This window comes from Pseudomonas sp. BMW13, assembly GCF_013357275.1.
GTDB classification, from domain to species: domain Bacteria; phylum Pseudomonadota; class Gammaproteobacteria; order Pseudomonadales; family Pseudomonadaceae; genus Aquipseudomonas; species Aquipseudomonas khazarica.
This window is the reverse complement of record NZ_SUKD01000013.1, coordinates 190,366-207,425: the sequence shown is the minus strand read 5'-3', so window position 1 is coordinate 207,425 and position 17,060 is coordinate 190,366. Positions and strand designations below refer to the sequence as shown.

Below are 17,060 nucleotides of genomic sequence, written 5' to 3'. Positions count from 1 at the left end.
GTGATGTTGATCGTTTTCAGCGGCCTTCCAGGCACCGGCAAGACCACCCTCGCGAGGGCGCTGGCGGCCAGCCTGGGCGCTGTTTACCTGCGCATCGACAGTATCGAACAGGCACTTCGCAGCAGCCAGGTAACGGGCACGGATATCGGCAGCAGTGGCTATGTGGTCGCCAATGCCATCGCCCTGGACAATCTGAACAGTGGTCGCCGGGTAGTCGTCGACTGCGTCAATCCTGTGCAGGAAAGCCGCGCGGCCTGGAGCACAACGGCAGCCAGTGCCGACAGCCGCTTGCTGAACGTGCAGATCGTCTGCTCCGATAGAACCCAGCACCGCCAGCGGGTAGAGTCGCGAGTCGTCGACGTGCCGGGGCTTGTGCCGCCCACCTGGCAGTCGGTCGATCAGCATGACTATGAGCCCTGGCAACCCTCGCCATTCACTGTCGATACCGCCCAGCTCTCGCCTCAGGCAGCATTGGCCTTGATCGTCGAACAGTTGGCCGGCTGCTCTGAGTGACGCAGGCAGCCCAGGGCGCTGACGCAGGCCAGCATCGCGAACGACACCGACATGAAAAAACCGGCCCATGAGCCGGTTTTTTCGTTGCTGCCGCCTGAGACGCTAGAAGCTCTCCCGATTCGGCCAGCGCCACTCGGAAGCCACTACCCAGCCTGACTCCCCGACCGGCTCAGGCCGCCGGCCGGAGCCGCTCAAAAAAGCCGGTTGAGGCCGTCGAACGCTGCGACGCGATAGGCCTCGGCCATGGTCGGGTAGTTGAAGGTGGTGTTGATGAAGTACTTGATGCTGTTGGCTTCACCCTTCTGGTTCATGATCGCCTGACCGATGTGGACGATCTCCGAGGCCTGGTAGCCGAAGCAGTGCACACCCAGCACTTCCAGGGTTTCACGGTGGAAGAGAATCTTCAGCATGCCCACCGGCTCGACCGAGATCTGCGCACGGGCCATGCCCTTGAAGAAGGCCTTGCCCACTTCGTACGGCACCTTGGCCTGGGTCAGTTCACGCTCGTTCTTGCCGATCGAGCTGATCTCCGGAATGGTGTAGATACCGGTCGGCACGTCATCGACGAAACGCCAGCTGCCATTGTCGACGATGCTGCCAGCGGCGGAACGGCCCTGGTCGGCGGCGGCACTGGCCAGGCTCGGCCAGCCGATCACGTCGCCCGCGGCGTAGATGTTGCTCACCTCGGTGCGGTAGTACTCGTCGACCTGGATCTGACCACGGCTGTTGACACCGATACCGATGTTCTCCAGCCCCAGCTGATCGGTATTGCCGGTACGGCCGTTACACCACAGCAGGGCATCGGCCTTGATCTTCTTGCCCGACTTCAGGTGCAGGATTACGCCGTTCTCCAGCCCCTCGATGCGCTCGTACTCCTCGTTATGACGAATCAGCACGTTGTTGTTGCGCAGGTGGTAGCTCAGCGCATCGGAGATTTCCGAGTCGAGGAAGCTCAGCAACTGGTCGCGGTTGTCGATCAGGTCGACCAGCACGCCCAGACCACTGAAGATCGAGGCGTATTCGCAGCCGATCACCCCGGCTCCGTAGATGATCAGGCGACGCGGGGTATGCCCGAGGCTGAGGATGGTGTCGCTGTCATAGATGCGCGGGTGGCGGAAGTCGACGTCCGCCGGGCGGTACGGACGCGACCCGGTGGCGATGACGACCTGCTTGGCGACCAGTTTCTCCACCACGCCATTGAGGCATACCACCTCGATGGTCTGCTCGTCGGCGAAGCTGGCCGTGCCGAAGTAGGTGTCGATACGGTTGCGTGCGTAGTAGCCGGTGCGCGAGGTGACCTGCTTGGCGATGACCTTCTCGGCGCTCTTCAGCACGTCAGGGAAGGAGAACCAGCGCGGCTCACCGATCTGGCGGAACATCGGGTTGGTGTTGAACTGCATGATCTGCCGCACCGAGTGGCGCAGCGCCTTGGACGGGATGGTGCCCAGGTGGGTGCAGTTGCCGCCGACCAGCGGACGGTTGTCCACCACGGCCACCTTGCGCCCGGCCTTGGCCGCGTTCATCGCCGCGCCCTCGCCCGCAGGCCCGGAGCCCAGCACCACCACATCGTAGTTGTAGACCGCCATGTTTACTCCTTCAGATCAGGCCGGAGCGCTTGTGGCGCACCCTCGGCGGGGCCGGCAGTGGATAACGGCTGCCGGCTGTCAATCCATACCGCCTGGCTCAACGCTTGCTTGCGTCGTAAGCCAGGTCGGTGTTCGGCGCATCGGCCTTGTCGCGGTTGACCTCTTCGCACTTCTCGCGGCTGCCACCACAGATCGAGCATTCTTTCTCGATGCCCAGGTTGGCGATGCCGCCGCAGGAACCGGCGATGGGTTTGCGCCCCATGATCACACCGACGGCCATCATGCCGACGACCAGAACCATGGTCAGAAATACAACCAGAAACGTCATTGCTCATCTCCTGCAGCGAATAGCTGCTCGAATGCGGCCGTGCCATGTGTGACGAAGCCCTCGCCCTCACGCGTCACGAAAAACGCCGCGATACCGTTGCGCTCGGCGAACGCCATGCCGGCGTCAGGCCCAAGCACCATCAATAGGGTAGACAAGCCATCGGCGCGCAAGGTCGATCGGTCGGCCACGGTGACCGCAGCCAGCGTATGGCTGACGGGGCGCCCGGTGAGCGGATCGAGCGTATGCGAGTAGCGCTGCCCATTCTCCTCGAAGTAGTTGCGATAATCACCCGACGTGGAGATACCGTAACCATCGAGTTGCAGCACGCGCTGGGCCACGCGCTTGTCGTCACGCGGTGCCTCCAGGCCGATGCGCCAGTGGCTGCCATCGGGCTTGAAGCCAGCCGCCTTGAGCTCACCCGTGGCTTCGACCAGGTAGCTGGTGACGCCCAGCTCGCGCAGGCGCGCGACGATGCGTTCGACCGCATAGCCGGCGGCGATGCTGTTGAAGTCGACCTGCACGTCGGCGTCCTTGCACAGCTGCTCGCCATCGATGCGCAGGTGCTGCTGACCGACGCGCTGACGCACCTCGGCGAGCTTCTCCTCGCTCGGCACGGCCTCGCCCTGCCCTCTCGGGCCGAAGCCCCAGAGGTCGAGCAGCGGTTCGAGGGTCAGGTCGAAATAGCCCTGGCTCTCTTCGTGCAGGCGATCACCGGCGCGCACCAGGTCCAGCACAGCCTGCGGCATGGCCTGACAGGCCCCGGCCGGTGCACGGTTGAACTGCTCGATCAGCGAGTCGTCACGGTAGGTGGACATCTGCAGGTCGATCTCGGCGAGGATCGCCTCGGTCGCGGCCTTGAGTTCGGCTTGTGGCGCGACGCCTTCACTGCGGACGTATTTGATCGAATAGGTGCTGCCCATGGTCGGGCCACCGAACTCTTCGATCCGTTCAGAATGCAAGCAGCCCGTTAGGGCTGCCGCCAGGGCGACAGCGATAACGGGCTGAAGTACAGCTGACCTCATGCTTAGCCGCCGAAGTCGTCGAGGAGGATATTCTCCGGCTCGACACCCAGGTCGGTCAGCATCTTGATCACCGCAGCGTTCATCATGGGTGGGCCGCACATGTAGAACTCGCAGTCTTCCGGAGCCGGGTGGTCCTTCAGGTAGTTCTCGTACAGCACGTTGTGGATGAAGCCGGTGAGGCCGGTCCAGTTGTCTTCCGGCTGCGGATCGGACAGCGCCAGGTGCCACTGGAAGTTCGGGTTCTCCGCCTGCAGCTGGTCGTACTCTTCGTTGTAGAAGGACTCGCGCATGGAGCGCGCGCCATACCAGAAGCTGATCTTGCGCGTGGACTTCAGGCGCTTGAGCTGGTCGAAGATGTGCGAACGCATCGGCGCCATGCCGGCACCACCACCGATGAAGACCATCTCGGCATCGGTGTCCTTGGCGAAGAACTCACCGAACGGTCCGTACACGGTGATCTTGTCGCCCGGCTTGAGGCTGAACACGTAGGAAGACATCTTGCCCGGCGGCAGATCGTCCTTGCCCGGGGGCGGCGAGGCGATACGGATGTTGAACTTCACCAGGCCGCGCTCTTCCGGGTAGTTGGCCATGGAATAGGCACGGATCACGGTCTCGTCGACCTTGGACACGTACTTCCACTGGTTGAACTTGTCCCAGTCGCCGCGGTACTCCTCCTGGATGTCGAAGTCCTTGTAGTTGACGGTGTGCGGCGGGCATTCCAGCTGCACGTAACCACCGGCACGGAAGTCGACGTTCTCGCCTTCCGGCAGTTTCAGCGTCAGCTCCTTGATGAAGGTGGCGACGTTGGGGTTGGACTCGACGGTGCACTCCCACTTCTTGACGCCGAAGACCTCTTCAGGGACTTCGATCTTCATGTCCTGCTTGACCGGGGTCTGGCAGGACAGACGCCAGCCCTCGCGGGCCTCGCGCCGGGTGAAGTGCGACTCTTCGGTGGACAGCATCTCGCCGCCGCCGGACTCGACGACGCACTTGCACTGCGCGCAGGTGCCGCCGCCGCCGCAGGCGGAGGACAGGAAGATGTTGTTGTCGGCCAGGGTCTGCAGCAGCTTGCCGCCGGCCGGTACCACGATGGTTTTTTCGCCGTTGATCTCGATGCTCACGTCACCGCTGGACACCAGCTTGGCGCGCGCGGCGAGGATGATCAGCACCAGCGCGAGCACGATGGCGGTGAACATGCCGATGGCGAGGAAGATTTCGTAATTCATCTGTTCATCCTTTCCTTACAGCTGCACGCCGGAGAAGGACATGAAGCCCAGCGACATCAGACCGATGGTGATGAAGGTGATGCCCAGACCCTGCAGGCCAGCCGGTACATCGCTGTACTTGAGCTTCTCGCGGATGCCCGCCAGCGCGGCGATGGCCAGCGCCCAGGACACGCCCGCGCCGACACCGTAGACGGTGCTTTCGGCCAGGTTGTAGTCACGCTCGACCATGAACAGCGAGCCACCCATGATGGCGCAGTTCACGGTGATCAGCGGCAGGAACACCCCCAGGGCGTTGTAGAGCGACGGCACGTACTTATCCAGGGTCATTTCCAGGATCTGCACGATCGCCGCGATCACGCCGATGAAGGTCAGCAGGCCAAGGAAGGACAGGTCGACGTCAGGCAGACCGGCCCAGGCCAGCGCACCGTCCTTGAGGATGTTGGAGTAGATCAGGTTGTTCACCGGCATGGTGATACCCAGCACCACGACCACGGCGATGCCGAGGCCGATGGCGGTTTCCACCTTCTTGGAGATGGCGATGAAGGTACACATGCCGAGGAAGAACGCCAGCGCCATGTTCTCGACGAACACCGCACGGACGAACAGGCTGATGTAATGTTCCATTAATAGGCCTCCTTGCTGGATACCTGAGGCGCCATCTTGTAGGCATTGGACTCGACCTGGTCCTTCTTCCAGCTACGAATGGCCCAGATGAACAGGCCGATCAGGAAGAACGCCGAAGGCGGCAGCAGCAGCATGCCGTTGGGCTGATACCAGCCACCGTCGTTGACCACGGAAAGGATCTCGTAGCCCATCAGCTTGCCGGCACCGAACAGCTCGCGGATCACGCCCAGGGCGATCAGCATGGCGCTGTAGCCCAGACCGTTACCGATACCGTCGAAGAACGACAGCACGGGCGGGTTCTGCATGGCGAATGCTTCGGCACGGCCCATCACGATGCAGTTGGTGATGATCAGGCCGACGAACACCGACAGCTGTTTGGACAGGCTGAAGGCATAGGCCTTGAGCACCTGATCGACCACGATCACCAGGGAGGCAATGATCACCATCTGCACGATCATGCGGATCGAACCGGGGATCTGGCTGCGGATCATCGAGATGAACAGGTTGGAGAACGCCGTGACCAGGGTCAGCGCGGCAGACATCACCAGCGCGGTCTGCAGGTTGGACGTGACCGCCAGGGCCGAGCAGATCCCGAGAATCTGCAGACCGATGGGGTTGTTGTTGAAGATCGGGTTGAGCAGGACTTCTTTAATAGTCGGCTGCGACATGATCAGGCCTCCCCTGCGCGCAGGTTAGCGATAAACGGACCGAAGCCGTTCTGGCCGAGCCAGAACTTCAGCAGATGATCCACCCCGTTGCTGGTGAGCGTGGCACCGGCGAGCGCGTCGACCTGATGGGTCGCTTGCGGGCTCTGCGGGTCGACACCACCCTTGACGACCTGCACGGCGAGCTTGCCGTCTTCGTCGAACAGGGTCTTGCCCGGCCACTGGCCTTTCCATTTCGGGTTGTCGACTTCACCACCGAGGCCCGGCGTCTCGCCGTGCTGGTAGAAGCCCATGCCGACCACAGTGTTGAGGTCGCCCTTGACCGCGATGAAGCCGTGCAGGGTCGACCACAGGCCGTAGCCACGCACCGGCAGGATCAGGGTTTCCACCTGGCCATCCTTCTCCACCATGTACACGGTGGTGTAACGCTCCTGGCGCTTGATCCCGGCGATGTCCTCGCTACCGCTGAGCGCGGTGGACAGCTTGGGATCCTTGGCCGCCTTGAGCGGGTCGAAGGTGATCGGGTCGAAGGCGTCGGAGAACTTGCCGGTTTCCAGGTCCACCAGCTTGGCGGTGATGGCACCGTCGAACACCTGCTTGACCTGGGCCGAGGACATACCCGGCTGGGCCAGGCCGGCGATCGCCAGGATGCTGCGCTGCTTGTCCAGCAGGCGGTTCTCGACCTGGGTCGGCTTCAGTGCGATGGCCGCGCCGGCAACGAATACCGAACACACGAGGCACACCAGCACGGCCACCGTCAGCGTGCGGACGGTGGATTCTTTTTGACTAGACATTGCGTGCCAGCCTCCGCTTGATATTGGCCTGAACGACGAAGTGGTCGATCAGCGGTGCGAACAGGTTGGCGAACAGGATCGCCAGCATCATGCCCTCGGGGAAGGCCGGGTTGACCACACGGATCAACACCACCATCACGCCGATCAGGGCACCGAAGATCCACTTGCCGGTGTTGGTCATGGACGCCGATACCGGATCGGTGGCCATGAAGAACATGCCGAAGGCGAAGCCGCCGACGACCAGATGCCAGTACCACGGCATGGCGAACATCGGGTTGCTGTCCGAGCCAATCAGGTTGAGCAGCAGGCTGAGGCCGATCATGCCCAGCATCACGCCGACGACGATGCGCCAGGAAGCGATGCGGGTCAGCAGCAGCACCAGGCCGCCGATGGCGATGGCCAGGGTGCTGGTCTCGCCCAGCGAACCGTGAATGGTGCCGACGAAGGCGTCCATCCAGGTGATGCCGTTGTTGATCACGTTCTCGATGCCGCCGGACGCCGCCAGGCTCAGCGAGGTCGCGCCGGCGAAACCGTCGACGGCGGTCCAGACCGCATCACCCGACATCTGCGCCGGGTAGGCGAAGAACAGGAAGGCACGGCCGGTCAGCGCCGGGTTGAGGAAGTTCTTGCCGGTACCGCCGAACACTTCCTTGCCGATCACCACGCCGAAGCTGATGCCCAGGGCGACCTGCCACAGCGGAATGCTCGGCGGCAGGATCAGGGCGAACAGCACGGAGGTGACGAAGAAGCCTTCGTTGACCTCGTGACGACGGATCGAGGCGAACAGCACTTCCCAGAAACCGCCGACGATGAAGGTCACCGCGTAGACGGGCAGGAAGTAGGCAGCGCCCTGGATGAAGTTGTCCCACAGGCTGCCCGGATCGAAGCCGGCCAGCGAACCGATCAGCGCGAAGCGCCAGCCTTCCTGGGCCGCCAGCAGCTCGGGGCTCTGGGCGAAGATCAGGTTGGCCTGGTAGCCGGTGTTCCACATGCCGAAGAACATGGCCGGGAAGGTGCACAGCCACACGGTGATCATCATGCGCTTGAGGTCGATGCCATCACGCACGTGAGCGGTGGTCTTGGTCACGCTGCCAGGACGGTAGAAGAAGGTGTCGATGGCTTCGTAGAGGGCGTACCACTTCTCGTACTTGCCGCCCTTCTCGAAGTTGTGCTCGATCTTGTCGAGGAATGCACGAATACCCACGGATTAACCCTCCTTCTCGATACGGGCGAGGTTGTCCCGCAGGATCGGGCCATATTCATACTTGCCGGCGCACACGTAGGTGCACAACGCCAGGTCTTCTTCGTCGAGTTCGAGGCAGCCGAGCTTCTGCGCCATCTCGGTATCACCGACGATCAGGTAGCGCAGCAGCTGGGTCGGCAGGATGTCCAGCGGCATCACGGCTTCGTAGTTGCCCACCGGTACCATGGCGCGCGGGCTGCCATTGGTGGTGGTGGTGAAGTTGAACAGCTTGGCGCCGGCCAGCTTGGAAACGAAGATGTTCAGCACCGAGTGCTTGTTCACCCCGGCACGCAGGTAGTGCAGCATCTCGCGGTCATTGCCCTCGCCCAGGCAGGACACCTGGTTGTGGTAGCGACCGAGGAAGGCGAACGCGCCCTGGGCGGTACGCCCACCGAACACGGAGCCGGAAATCACCCGGTTGAAGCCGGGCTTGAGTTCACCGGCGGTGAGCTCTTCCAGGCTGGCGCCCAGGCGGGTACGCAGCAGACGCGGCTGCTCGGCGACAGGGCCACCCAGCGCGACGACGCGCTCGACGAACAGCTGCCCCGTGGTGAACAGCTTGCCGACGGCGATCACGTCCTGATAGCCGATCTGCCAGACGCTCTTGCTGGCGCTGACCGGGTCGAGGAAATGAATGTGGGTACCTGGCAGACCAGCCGGGTGCGGGCCGGCGAAGGCCTCGCTCTGCACCTTGGCCAGGCTCTCGCCGGGCAGGCTGACGCCATCGGCCTTGCACAGGAAGACCTTGGCCAGGTTAGCGAGAACCTTCAGGCCATTTTCGAAATCAGCGGCATATTCGCCAATGATCACCGCAGGATCGGCGGCCAGCGGGTGAGTATCGACAGCGGTCACGAAGATCGAGCTGGGCAGCGCATCCAGGGCCGGCACCTTGCTGAACGGACGGCTACGCAGCGCAGTCCACAGGCCGGACTGCTGCAGGTTCTCGCGAACCTGCTCGTCACTCAGCGCTTCGAGCTGGTCGGCAGCGTACTGGGCGAAGGTTTCCTGCTCATCGCCGTCGATATCGATGACGACCGATTGCAGGACACGCTTCTCGCCACGGTGAATGGCACTGATAACGCCAGCAGCGGGGGCGGTGTAACGCACGCCGGGTGTCTTCTTGTCGGTAAACAGCAACTGACCGAGCTTGACTCGGTCACCGACCTGCACTTCCATCGTCGGCTTCATCCCGTGATAGTCGAAGCCGATGACGGCGACACTGCGCACGGGCCTTGCGGCCTCGATACGCTGTGTCGGCGCACCCGTTATGGGCAAATCGAGCCCATGCTTTAGTTTGATCATAGGTTTGCCTAACCACTGATTTAGAAAGCTTTTTATAAGACAGGGGGCAACGCCCGCAGACCCAATAGGATCAACCACCTCGGCATGTCGCTGAGGTGTATAAGGGTGCCGGTCCTGGGTAAAAAATCTGCTCGATTATAAAGATGGCCCCCTGGACTGGCCACCCAAGTGCTTGCTTTTTTTGACCCTCCGGTAACAGCAAGCAACACTTCACGTGCCACCAGGCATCAACCAGACGCAGCGGACAGACGATGTACATACGACCATCGTCCAAGCTCCGCCACCTGCCCCACCCTCGAATACGCGCCGCGAGCGACCAGCCAGCGGCGACCGCGCATAAAAAACGGGAGCCGAAGCTCCCGTCTTGTCACACCCCGGCGCTTAGCGCGGGAAAGCAGGCGGGTTGACCCCGGCCATGTCTTCCATCACGCGCACCACCTGGCAGCTGTAACCGAACTCGTTGTCATACCAGACGTACAGAACGACGCGGTTATCGTTGGCGATGGTCGCCTCGGCATCGACCACACCGGCATGACGCGAGCCGACGAAGTCAGTGGACACCACTTCCTGCGAGCTGACGAAATCGATCTGCTTCTGCAGGTCCGAGTGCATGGCCATCTGGCGCAGGTACTCGTTGATCTCTTCGCGGCTGGTGGCCTTCTCCAGGTTCAGGTTGAGGATGGCCATCGACACGTTCGGCGTCGGTACGCGAATGGCGTTGCCGGTCAGCTTGCCCTTCAGCACCGGCAGGGCCTTGGCGGCAGCGGTGGCGGCGCCGGTCTCGGTGATCACCATGTTCAGCGCAGCACTGCGACCACGACGACTGCCCTTGTGGAAGTTGTCGATCAGGTTCTGGTCGTTGGTGTACGAGTGAACGGTCTCGACGTGGCCGTTGACGATGCCGAACTTGTCATTGACCGCCTTGAGCACCGGCACGATGGCGTTGGTGGTGCAGGACGCGGCGGAGATGATCTTGTCGTCCGCAGCGATTTCGCCGTGGTTGATGCCGTGCACGATGTTCTTCAGCGCGCCCTTGCCCGGCGCGGTCAGCACGACGCGGTCGACACCCGGGCACTTCAGGTGCTGGCCGAGGCCTTCGGCATCACGCCATTTGCCGGTGTTGTCCACCAGCAGGGCGTTCTTGATGCCGTACTGGGTGTAGTCGATGGACGCCGGATCGTTGGAGTAGATGATCTGGATCAGGTTGCCGTTGGCAGTCAGGGTGCTGCTGGCTTCATCGATGGTGATGGTGCCATTGAACTTGCCGTGCACCGAGTCGCGGCGCAGCAGGCTGGCGCGCTTGACCAGGTCGTTCTCGGCGCCCTTGCGCACGACGATGGCACGCAGACGCAGGCCGTCGCCACCACCGGTCTTCTCGATCAGGATGCGCGCCAGCAGGCGGCCGATGCGACCGAAGCCGTAGAGCACCACGTCGGTGCCTTCACGGGCAGCGCCGTTCTGCTTGCCCACGACCTCTTCCAGCTCGTCCTTGACGAACTGCTCGACGCCGCGGCCAGCGCCTTCGGCCTTGAACTTGGCAACCATCTTGCCCAGGTCCACGGAAGCGGCGCCCAGCTTGAGCTCGCTCATGGCCTTGAGCATCGGGAAGGTGTCGTGTACCGACAGTTCGGCCGCGTCAGCCAGGCGGTGACGGGCGAAACGGTGAGCCTTGAGGATGTCGATGACCGAACGGTTGATCAGGCCACGGCCATAGATCGAGGTCACCACATTGTTGTTGCGATAGAGCTGACCAATCAGCGGAATCATCGCTTCCGCGAGGGCTTCACGATCGATCCATTCACCGAGACACTGGTCGGGCTTCTGAGTCACGGGCAGTACCTTCCACATGTAGGGGCTGAAAAAAGGGGCTACATTATGACGGCGCTCGCGTGCGGGAGCAATGCGCGCCTGTCGCGACTGACATTGACCCCAAAGCCCCGCTACAATTCCCGGCCTTTTGTCACGACCGCGAGCCGCCCGTGTCCGTACTGCGTCTTCCGTCTCTGCCGGCCAGTGCCGGCAAACAGCAATGGGGCAACCTGCCTGGCGCCGCCCTTTCCCTGGCGATTGCCGAGGCCGCCAGCACTGCCGAGCGTTTCACCCTGGTCCTGACCGAGGGCAGCCAGAGCGCCGAACGCCTGCAGGAAGAACTGGCCTTCTTCGCTCCCAGCCTGCCGGTGCTGCATTTCCCCGACTGGGAAACCCTGCCCTACGACGTCTTCTCGCCCCACCAGGACATCATCTCCCAGCGCGTCGCCACCCTGTATCAGCTGCCGCAGCTGAAGCGCGGGATACTGGTAGTGCCGATCAGCACTGCCCTACACCGTCTGGCGCCGAAGAACTTCCTGCTCGGCAGCAGCCTGGTGCTGGATGTCGGCCAGAAGCTGGACGTGGAGCAGATGCGCACGCGCCTGGAGGCCGCCGGCTACCGGTGCGTCGACACAGTCTACGAACACGGCGAGTTCGCCGTGCGTGGTGCGCTGATCGACCTCTACCCGATGGGCAGCGAAACGCCCTACCGCATCGACCTGTTCGATGACGAGATCGAAACCCTGCGCACCTTCGACCCCGAGACGCAGCGCTCGGTGGACAAGGTCGAGTCGATTCGCCTGCTGCCGGCACGCGAGTTCCCGCTGGAGAAGAAGGCCGTCAGCGATTTTCGCGGGCGCTTTCGCGAACGCTTCGACGTCGACTTCCGCCGCTGCCCGATCTATCAGGATCTGTCTTCCGGCATCACCCCGGCAGGCATCGAGTACTACCTGCCGCTGTTCTTCGAGGCCACCGGCACCCTGTTCGACTACCTGCCGGGCGACACTCAGGTGTTCTCGCTGCCGGGCATCGAGAAAGCCGCCGAGCAGTTCTGGCTGGACGCGCGCAACCGCTACGAGGATCGCCGCGTCGACCCGGAGCGCCCGCTACTGCCGCCCGCCGACATCTTCCTGCCGGTGGACGACTGCTTTGCCCAGTTGAAAAGCTGGCCACGGGTGGTGGCCAACCCCGAGGACATCGAACCCGGTGTCGGCCGCACGCGCTTCGACGCCCGCGCCCTGCCCGACCTGGCGATCCAGGCCAAGGCCGGCGAGCCACTGGCGGCGCTGCGCCGCTTCATCGAGGAGTACCAGGGCCGTGTGCTGTTCTGCGCCGAATCGGCCGGGCGTCGCGAGGTGCTCCTGGAGCTGCTCGCCCGCCTCAAGCTCAAGCCCAGGGAGGTCGATGGCTGGCCGGCCTTCGTCGCCAGCGGCGAACGCCTGAACATCTGCATCGCCCCGCTGGACGAAGGCCTGCTGCTCGATGACCTGGCGCTGATCGCCGAAAGCCCGCTGTTCGGCCAGCGCGTGATGCAGCGTCGCCGCCGCGAGAAGGGCCGCGAAGGCGGCGACAACGTGATCAAGAACCTCACCGAGCTGCGCGAAGGCGCGCCGGTGGTGCATATCGACCACGGCGTCGGCCGCTACCTGGGCCTGATCACCATGGAATTCGACGGCCAGGCCGCCGAGTTCCTCGCCCTGCAATACGCCGACGAGGCCAAGCTCTACGTTCCGGTGGCCAGCCTGCACCTGATCGCCCGCTACAGCGGCAGCGACGATGCCCTCGCGCCGCTGCACCGGCTGGGTTCGGAAACCTGGCAGAAAGCCAAGCGCAAGGCCGCCGAGCAGGTACGCGACGTCGCCGCCGAACTGCTCGACATCTACGCCCGCCGCGCCGCCCGCGAAGGCTTCGCCTTCCAGGACCCGGCGGTGGACTACGCCACCTTCAGCACCGGCTTCCCGTTCGAGGAAACCCCGGACCAGCAGGCTGCGATCGATGCCGTGCGCGGCGACATGCTGGCCGGCAAGCCGATGGACCGCCTGGTCTGCGGCGACGTCGGCTTCGGCAAGACCGAGGTGGCCATGCGCGCCGCCTTCATCGCCGTGCACAGCGGCAAGCAGGTGGCGGTGCTGGTGCCTACCACCCTGCTCGCCCAGCAGCACTACAACAGCTTCCGCGACCGCTTCGCCGACTGGCCGGTGAAGGTCGAGGTGATGAGCCGCTTCAAGAGCGCCAAGGAAGTCGAAGGCGCCGTGCAGCAACTGGCCGAAGGCAAGGTGGATATCGTCATCGGCACCCACAAGCTGCTGCAGGACGACGTGAAGTTCCACAACCTGGGCCTGGTCATCATCGACGAGGAACACCGTTTCGGCGTGCGCCAGAAGGAACAGCTGAAGGCCCTGCGCAGCGAGGTGGACATCCTCACCCTCACCGCCACGCCTATCCCGCGCACTTTGAACATGGCCGTGGCCGGCATGCGCGACCTGTCGATCATCGCCACCCCGCCGGCGCGGCGCCTGTCGGTGCGCACCTTCGTCATGGAGGAGAACAAGCCGACCATCAAGGAAGCGCTGCTGCGCGAACTGTTGCGCGGCGGCCAGGTGTACTACCTGCACAACGACGTGAAGAGCATCGAGAAGTGCGCCGCCGACCTCGCCGAGCTGGTGCCGGAAGCGCGCATCGGCATCGGCCACGGGCAGATGCGCGAGCGCGATCTGGAACAGGTGATGAGTGACTTCTACCACAAGCGCTTCAACGTGCTGGTGGCCTCGACCATCATCGAGACCGGCATCGACGTGCCCAGCGCCAATACCATCATCATCGAGCGCGCCGACAAGTTCGGCCTGGCCCAGCTGCACCAGCTGCGTGGCCGCGTCGGCCGCAGCCACCACCAGGCCTATGCCTACCTGCTGACGCCGCCGCGCAAGAGCATGACCGAAGACGCGCAGAAGCGCCTGGAAGCCATTGCCGGTGCCCAGGACCTCGGCGCCGGCTTCATCCTCGCCACCCACGACCTGGAAATCCGTGGCGCCGGCGAGCTGCTTGGCGACGGCCAGAGCGGGCAGATCCAGGCTGTGGGCTTCACCCTGTACATGGAAATGCTCGAGCGTGCGGTCAAGGCCATCCAGAAAGGCGAACAACCCAACCTCGACCAGCCACTGGGCGGCGGCCCGGAGATCAACCTGCGCGTGCCCGCGCTTATCCCCGAGGACTACCTGCCCGACGTGCACGCGCGCCTGATCCTGTACAAGCGCATTTCCTCGGCCTCCGACGAAGACGGCCTGAAGGAACTGCAGGTCGAGATGATCGACCGCTTCGGCCTGCTGCCCGAGCCGACCAAGCACCTGATGCGCCTGACCCTGCTCAAGCTGCAGGCCGAGAAGCTGGGCATCACCAAGGTCGACGCCGGACCGCAGGGCGGCCGCATCGAGTTCGCCGCAGAGACCTGCGTCGACCCGCTGACGCTGATCAAGCTGATCCAGGCCCAGCCCAAACGCTACAAGTTCGAAGGCGCCACCGTCTTCAAGATCCAGGTGCCGATGGAGCGCGCGGAAGAGCGCTTCAACACCCTGGAAGCCCTGTTCGAGCGCCTCGCGCCCACCACCTGAAGGACCTGACCATGCGCCCACTGCACCTGATTGCCCTGTTGCTCTGCCTGTTGGCACCGAGCGCTTTCGCCGAACGCCTCTACCAGGTTGAACTGCTGGTGTTTCGCCAGGCCGGCGAACCCGTGATCGCGCCGAAGATCGCCCCCGACGACTGGGCCGGCACCGCCCTGCCGATCGACGGCAACGAACGCGCCACCGCCCTCAACAACGAGGCCGCCAAGCTCAACCCCGGCAACGGTTATCAGGTCCTGCTGCACAAGGCCTGGAGCCAGACGCTGGGCGGCACCCCGAGCCGCGTCGCCGTCAGCACTGGCGACAGCCACTTCGGCCACTACCCGGTCGAAGGCACGCTGACCTTCACCCAGGAACGCTTCGCCGACCTGGACCTGGAGCTGTGGATCAACCACTTCAGCGCCGACGGCCTGCTCGACAGCAGCGAGCACATGAAAGTCGCCCAGCGCCTGAAGGACAACAGCCTGACCTACCTGGACCACGGCAGCCTCGGCGCGCTGGTACGCATCAGCCCGCTTTGAGGGCATGACGCAAAAGGGCCGCTGAGCGGCCCTTTTTCATTGCAGCGATCAAGGCAGCAGCTAGGCGCTCAGCACACGCGCCAGCACGCCCTTGACCGCGCCCATCCCCTGCTCCAGCACGCGCTCGATCTCGGCCATGGTGATCAGCCCCGGCGCCTTGCCCGCAGCCGGATTGACCACCAGCGCCAGGCAGGCATAGGGCAGCGCCAGCTCACGCGCCAGGGCTGCCTCGGGCATACCGGTCATGCCGACCAGGTCGCAGCCATCGCGCTCCATCCTGACGATTTCCGCCGCAGTCTCCAGGCGTGGCCCCTGGGTGCAACCGTAGACGCCCTGACTGCTGCAGGCCGCCCCCTCGCTGCGCAGCGCCGCGATCAGGCGCTCACGCAGGGCCTCGTCATAGGGATGACTGAAATCCACATGGGTCACATGCTCCAGCTCACCCTCGAAGAAGGTGTGCGCGCGCCCGGCGGTGTAATCGATGATCTGGTGTGGCACGCAGAAATGCCCGGCGCCCATCGCCGCGTGAATACCGCCGACCGCGTTGACCGCGACGATGGCACCGGCGCCGACCTGCTTCAGCGCCCAGAGATTGGCGCGGTAGTTGATCTGGTGCGGCGCAATGCGGTGTGGCTGACCATGACGGGCGAGAAACAGCACGTCGCGCCCGGCATACTCGCCCCGCAGGATATCGGCCGAAGGCGCCCCGTAAGGCGTCTCCACGGAGACCGCCTGACGGATCTCGAGGCCCGGCAACTGGGTCAGGCCAGTGCCGCCGATGATGGCAAGAACGCTCATGGTGCCCTCCTTAATCCAGCAACTGGGCGGTTCTGAGTGCGGCCACCGCCTGCGACCAGCGGGGCGCCTGGCGATAGTCGGTGCACGCATGAGCACGCCCGCGCATCCGCTGCAGCCGTTCGGCCGGCTGCACCTGCAGACGCTGCAGTGCGGCGAGGGCCAGCTCGGCCGAGCCACGATCGTTGCACACCAGGCCCATGTCGCAACCGGCGCCGAGCGCCGCCTCGATACGCTTGCCCGCATCCCCGGCGACATGCGCCCCGGCCATGGACAGGTCGTCGCTGAAGATCACCCCGTCGAAACCCAGCTCACCGCGCAGGATGTCCTGCAGCCAGCGGCGGGAGAAACCGGCCGGCTGCTCGTCCACCTGAGGGTAGATCACATGCGCCGGCATCACCGCATCGAGCTGGCCGGACAACTGCCGGAACGGCTGCATGTCACAGGCACGAATGTCCTCCAGGCTGCGCTCGTCGACGGGAATTGCCACGTGGGAGTCGGCCTCGGCCCAGCCATGCCCGGGGAAGTGCTTGCCGGTCGCCGCCATGCCCGCCTGCTGCATGCCACGGATGAACGCCGCAGCCAGCTGCGTGGCACGCTGCGGGTCCCCCTCGAAGGCACGACTGCCGACCACCGCGCTGCGCTGATGATCGAGGTCGAGTACCGGCGCGAAGCTGAGATCCAGACCGACTGCCAGTACCTCGGTCGCCATCAGCCAGCCGCAGTGCTCGGCCAGCTCCTCGGCGTTGTGATTGTCGGCGATGGCGCGCATCGCCGGCAGACGCAGGAAGCCCTGGCGCAGGCGCTGCACCCGCCCGCCTTCCTGATCCACGGCCAGCAGCAGGTCCGGGCGCACGGCACGAATGCTCTGGCACAGCTCGCGCACCTGGCGCGGCGATTCGATATTGCGGGCAAAAATGATCAGGCCACCCACCTCGGGCTGGCGCAGCATCTGGCGATCCTCGGCGGTCAGCCAGGTGCCAGCGACATCCATCATCAATGAGCCTTGCAT

15 protein-coding genes are annotated in these 17,060 nt (G+C 64.1%); 3 read left to right on the top strand and 12 right to left on the bottom strand.

Annotation, left to right across the window (positions count from 1 at the left end; all coding sequences use genetic code 11):
* The first annotated feature begins 3 nt into the window (after window positions 1-3).
* Complete coding sequence (locus E4487_RS11595) at window positions 4-513, top strand: AAA family ATPase (protein WP_175253399.1); 510 nt, start codon at window positions 4-6, stop codon at window positions 511-513.
* A 191-nt stretch (window positions 514-704) separates the two neighbouring features.
* Here the strand turns inward: E4487_RS11595 and sthA are convergent, their stop codons facing one another.
* From sthA to E4487_RS11545, 10 genes are all read right to left on the bottom strand, one after another.
* Entirely contained in the window at window positions 705-2,099 is a 1,395-nt protein-coding gene (gene sthA, locus E4487_RS11590; RefSeq protein WP_037048600.1) for a Si-specific NAD(P)(+) transhydrogenase, read from the bottom strand.
* Between the two features lie 97 nt (window positions 2,100-2,196).
* Complete coding sequence (gene nqrM, locus E4487_RS11585; protein ID WP_037048601.1) at window positions 2,197-2,427, bottom strand: (Na+)-NQR maturation NqrM; 231 nt, start codon at window positions 2,425-2,427, stop codon at window positions 2,197-2,199.
* A complete protein-coding gene (locus E4487_RS11580) occupies window positions 2,424-3,347 on the bottom strand; it encodes an FAD:protein FMN transferase (RefSeq protein WP_047589838.1) in 924 nt (307 codons plus the stop codon). The genes nqrM and E4487_RS11580 overlap by 4 nt, the downstream gene beginning before the upstream one ends.
* 104 nt (window positions 3,348-3,451) lie before the next feature.
* Window positions 3,452-4,675 carry an NADH:ubiquinone reductase (Na(+)-transporting) subunit F gene (gene nqrF, locus E4487_RS11575; RefSeq protein WP_037048607.1) on the bottom strand — a complete coding sequence of 408 codons (1,224 nt, stop codon included), beginning with the start codon at window positions 4,673-4,675 and terminating at the stop codon, window positions 3,452-3,454.
* A 15-nt stretch (window positions 4,676-4,690) separates the two neighbouring features.
* Window positions 4,691-5,299: an NADH:ubiquinone reductase (Na(+)-transporting) subunit E gene (gene nqrE, locus E4487_RS11570; RefSeq protein ID WP_037048611.1), complete on the bottom strand. Its 609-nt coding sequence runs from the start codon at window positions 5,297-5,299 to the stop codon at window positions 4,691-4,693.
* Window positions 5,299-5,973, bottom strand: coding sequence for an NADH:ubiquinone reductase (Na(+)-transporting) subunit D (locus E4487_RS11565; protein WP_172979207.1), 675 nt, complete (start codon window positions 5,971-5,973; stop codon window positions 5,299-5,301). Before E4487_RS11565 ends, nqrE begins: the two co-directional genes overlap by 1 nt.
* Complete coding sequence (locus E4487_RS11560; RefSeq protein ID WP_037048616.1) at window positions 5,970-6,758, bottom strand: Na(+)-translocating NADH-quinone reductase subunit C; 789 nt, start codon at window positions 6,756-6,758, stop codon at window positions 5,970-5,972. Before E4487_RS11560 ends, E4487_RS11565 begins: the two co-directional genes overlap by 4 nt.
* Complete coding sequence (locus E4487_RS11555; protein WP_037048619.1) at window positions 6,751-7,962, bottom strand: NADH:ubiquinone reductase (Na(+)-transporting) subunit B; 1,212 nt, start codon at window positions 7,960-7,962, stop codon at window positions 6,751-6,753. Before E4487_RS11555 ends, E4487_RS11560 begins: the two co-directional genes overlap by 8 nt.
* Before the next feature lie 3 nt (window positions 7,963-7,965).
* The gene (locus tag E4487_RS11550; protein WP_175253398.1) at window positions 7,966-9,303 is read right to left on the bottom strand and encodes a Na(+)-translocating NADH-quinone reductase subunit A; all 1,338 of its coding nucleotides are present in this window, start codon (window positions 9,301-9,303) and stop codon (window positions 7,966-7,968) included.
* Between the two features lie 381 nt (window positions 9,304-9,684).
* Entirely contained in the window at window positions 9,685-11,151 is a 1,467-nt protein-coding gene (locus tag E4487_RS11545; RefSeq protein WP_175253397.1) for a glyceraldehyde-3-phosphate dehydrogenase, read from the bottom strand.
* Window positions 11,152-11,282: 131 nt separating this feature from the next.
* On the opposite strand from E4487_RS11545, the gene mfd reads away from it, so the two are divergent.
* Together mfd and E4487_RS11535 are read left to right on the top strand one after the other, a co-directional pair.
* Window positions 11,283-14,720, top strand: a complete 3,438-nt coding sequence (gene mfd, locus E4487_RS11540) for a transcription-repair coupling factor (protein WP_175253396.1) — start codon at window positions 11,283-11,285, stop codon at window positions 14,718-14,720.
* Window positions 14,721-14,731: 11 nt separating this feature from the next.
* Window positions 14,732-15,253: a CsiV family protein gene (locus E4487_RS11535; protein ID WP_175253395.1), complete on the top strand. Its 522-nt coding sequence runs from the start codon at window positions 14,732-14,734 to the stop codon at window positions 15,251-15,253.
* 60 nt (window positions 15,254-15,313) lie between these two features.
* Here E4487_RS11535 and E4487_RS11530 read toward each other — a convergent pair whose 3' ends face one another.
* Together E4487_RS11530 and nagZ are read right to left on the bottom strand one after the other, a co-directional pair.
* Entirely contained in the window at window positions 15,314-16,051 is a 738-nt protein-coding gene (locus E4487_RS11530; protein ID WP_175253394.1) for an S-methyl-5'-thioinosine phosphorylase, read from the bottom strand.
* A gap of 10 nt (window positions 16,052-16,061) precedes the next feature.
* The gene (nagZ, locus tag E4487_RS11525; protein WP_150608870.1) at window positions 16,062-17,060 is read right to left on the bottom strand and encodes a beta-N-acetylhexosaminidase; all 999 of its coding nucleotides are present in this window, start codon (window positions 17,058-17,060) and stop codon (window positions 16,062-16,064) included.

Bases quoted from the DNA above. Each gene is read 5' to 3' on its own strand.
- nqrF (WP_037048607.1), bottom strand. From the start codon at position 4,675: ATGAATTACGAAATCTTCCTCGCCATCGGCATGTTCACCGCCATCGTG.
- E4487_RS11535 (WP_175253395.1), top strand. From the start codon at position 14,732: ATGCGCCCACTGCACCTGATTGCCCTGTTGCTCTGCCTGTTGGCACCG.
- nagZ (WP_150608870.1), bottom strand. From the start codon at position 17,060: ATGCAAGGCTCATTGATGATGGATGTCGCTGGCACCTGGCTGACCGCC.
- sthA (WP_037048600.1), bottom strand. From the start codon at position 2,099: ATGGCGGTCTACAACTACGATGTGGTGGTGCTGGGCTCCGGGCCTGCG.
- E4487_RS11530 (WP_175253394.1), bottom strand. From the start codon at position 16,051: ATGAGCGTTCTTGCCATCATCGGCGGCACTGGCCTGACCCAGTTGCCG.
- E4487_RS11545 (WP_175253397.1), bottom strand. From the start codon at position 11,151: ATGTGGAAGGTACTGCCCGTGACTCAGAAGCCCGACCAGTGTCTCGGT.
- nqrM (WP_037048601.1), bottom strand. From the start codon at position 2,427: ATGACGTTTCTGGTTGTATTTCTGACCATGGTTCTGGTCGTCGGCATG.
- E4487_RS11580 (WP_047589838.1), bottom strand. From the start codon at position 3,347: ATGGGCAGCACCTATTCGATCAAATACGTCCGCAGTGAAGGCGTCGCG.
- E4487_RS11550 (WP_175253398.1), bottom strand. From the start codon at position 9,303: ATGATCAAACTAAAGCATGGGCTCGATTTGCCCATAACGGGTGCGCCG.
- nqrE (WP_037048611.1), bottom strand. From the start codon at position 5,299: ATGGAACATTACATCAGCCTGTTCGTCCGTGCGGTGTTCGTCGAGAAC.
- E4487_RS11595 (WP_175253399.1), top strand. From the start codon at position 4: ATGTTGATCGTTTTCAGCGGCCTTCCAGGCACCGGCAAGACCACCCTC.
- E4487_RS11560 (WP_037048616.1), bottom strand. From the start codon at position 6,758: ATGTCTAGTCAAAAAGAATCCACCGTCCGCACGCTGACGGTGGCCGTG.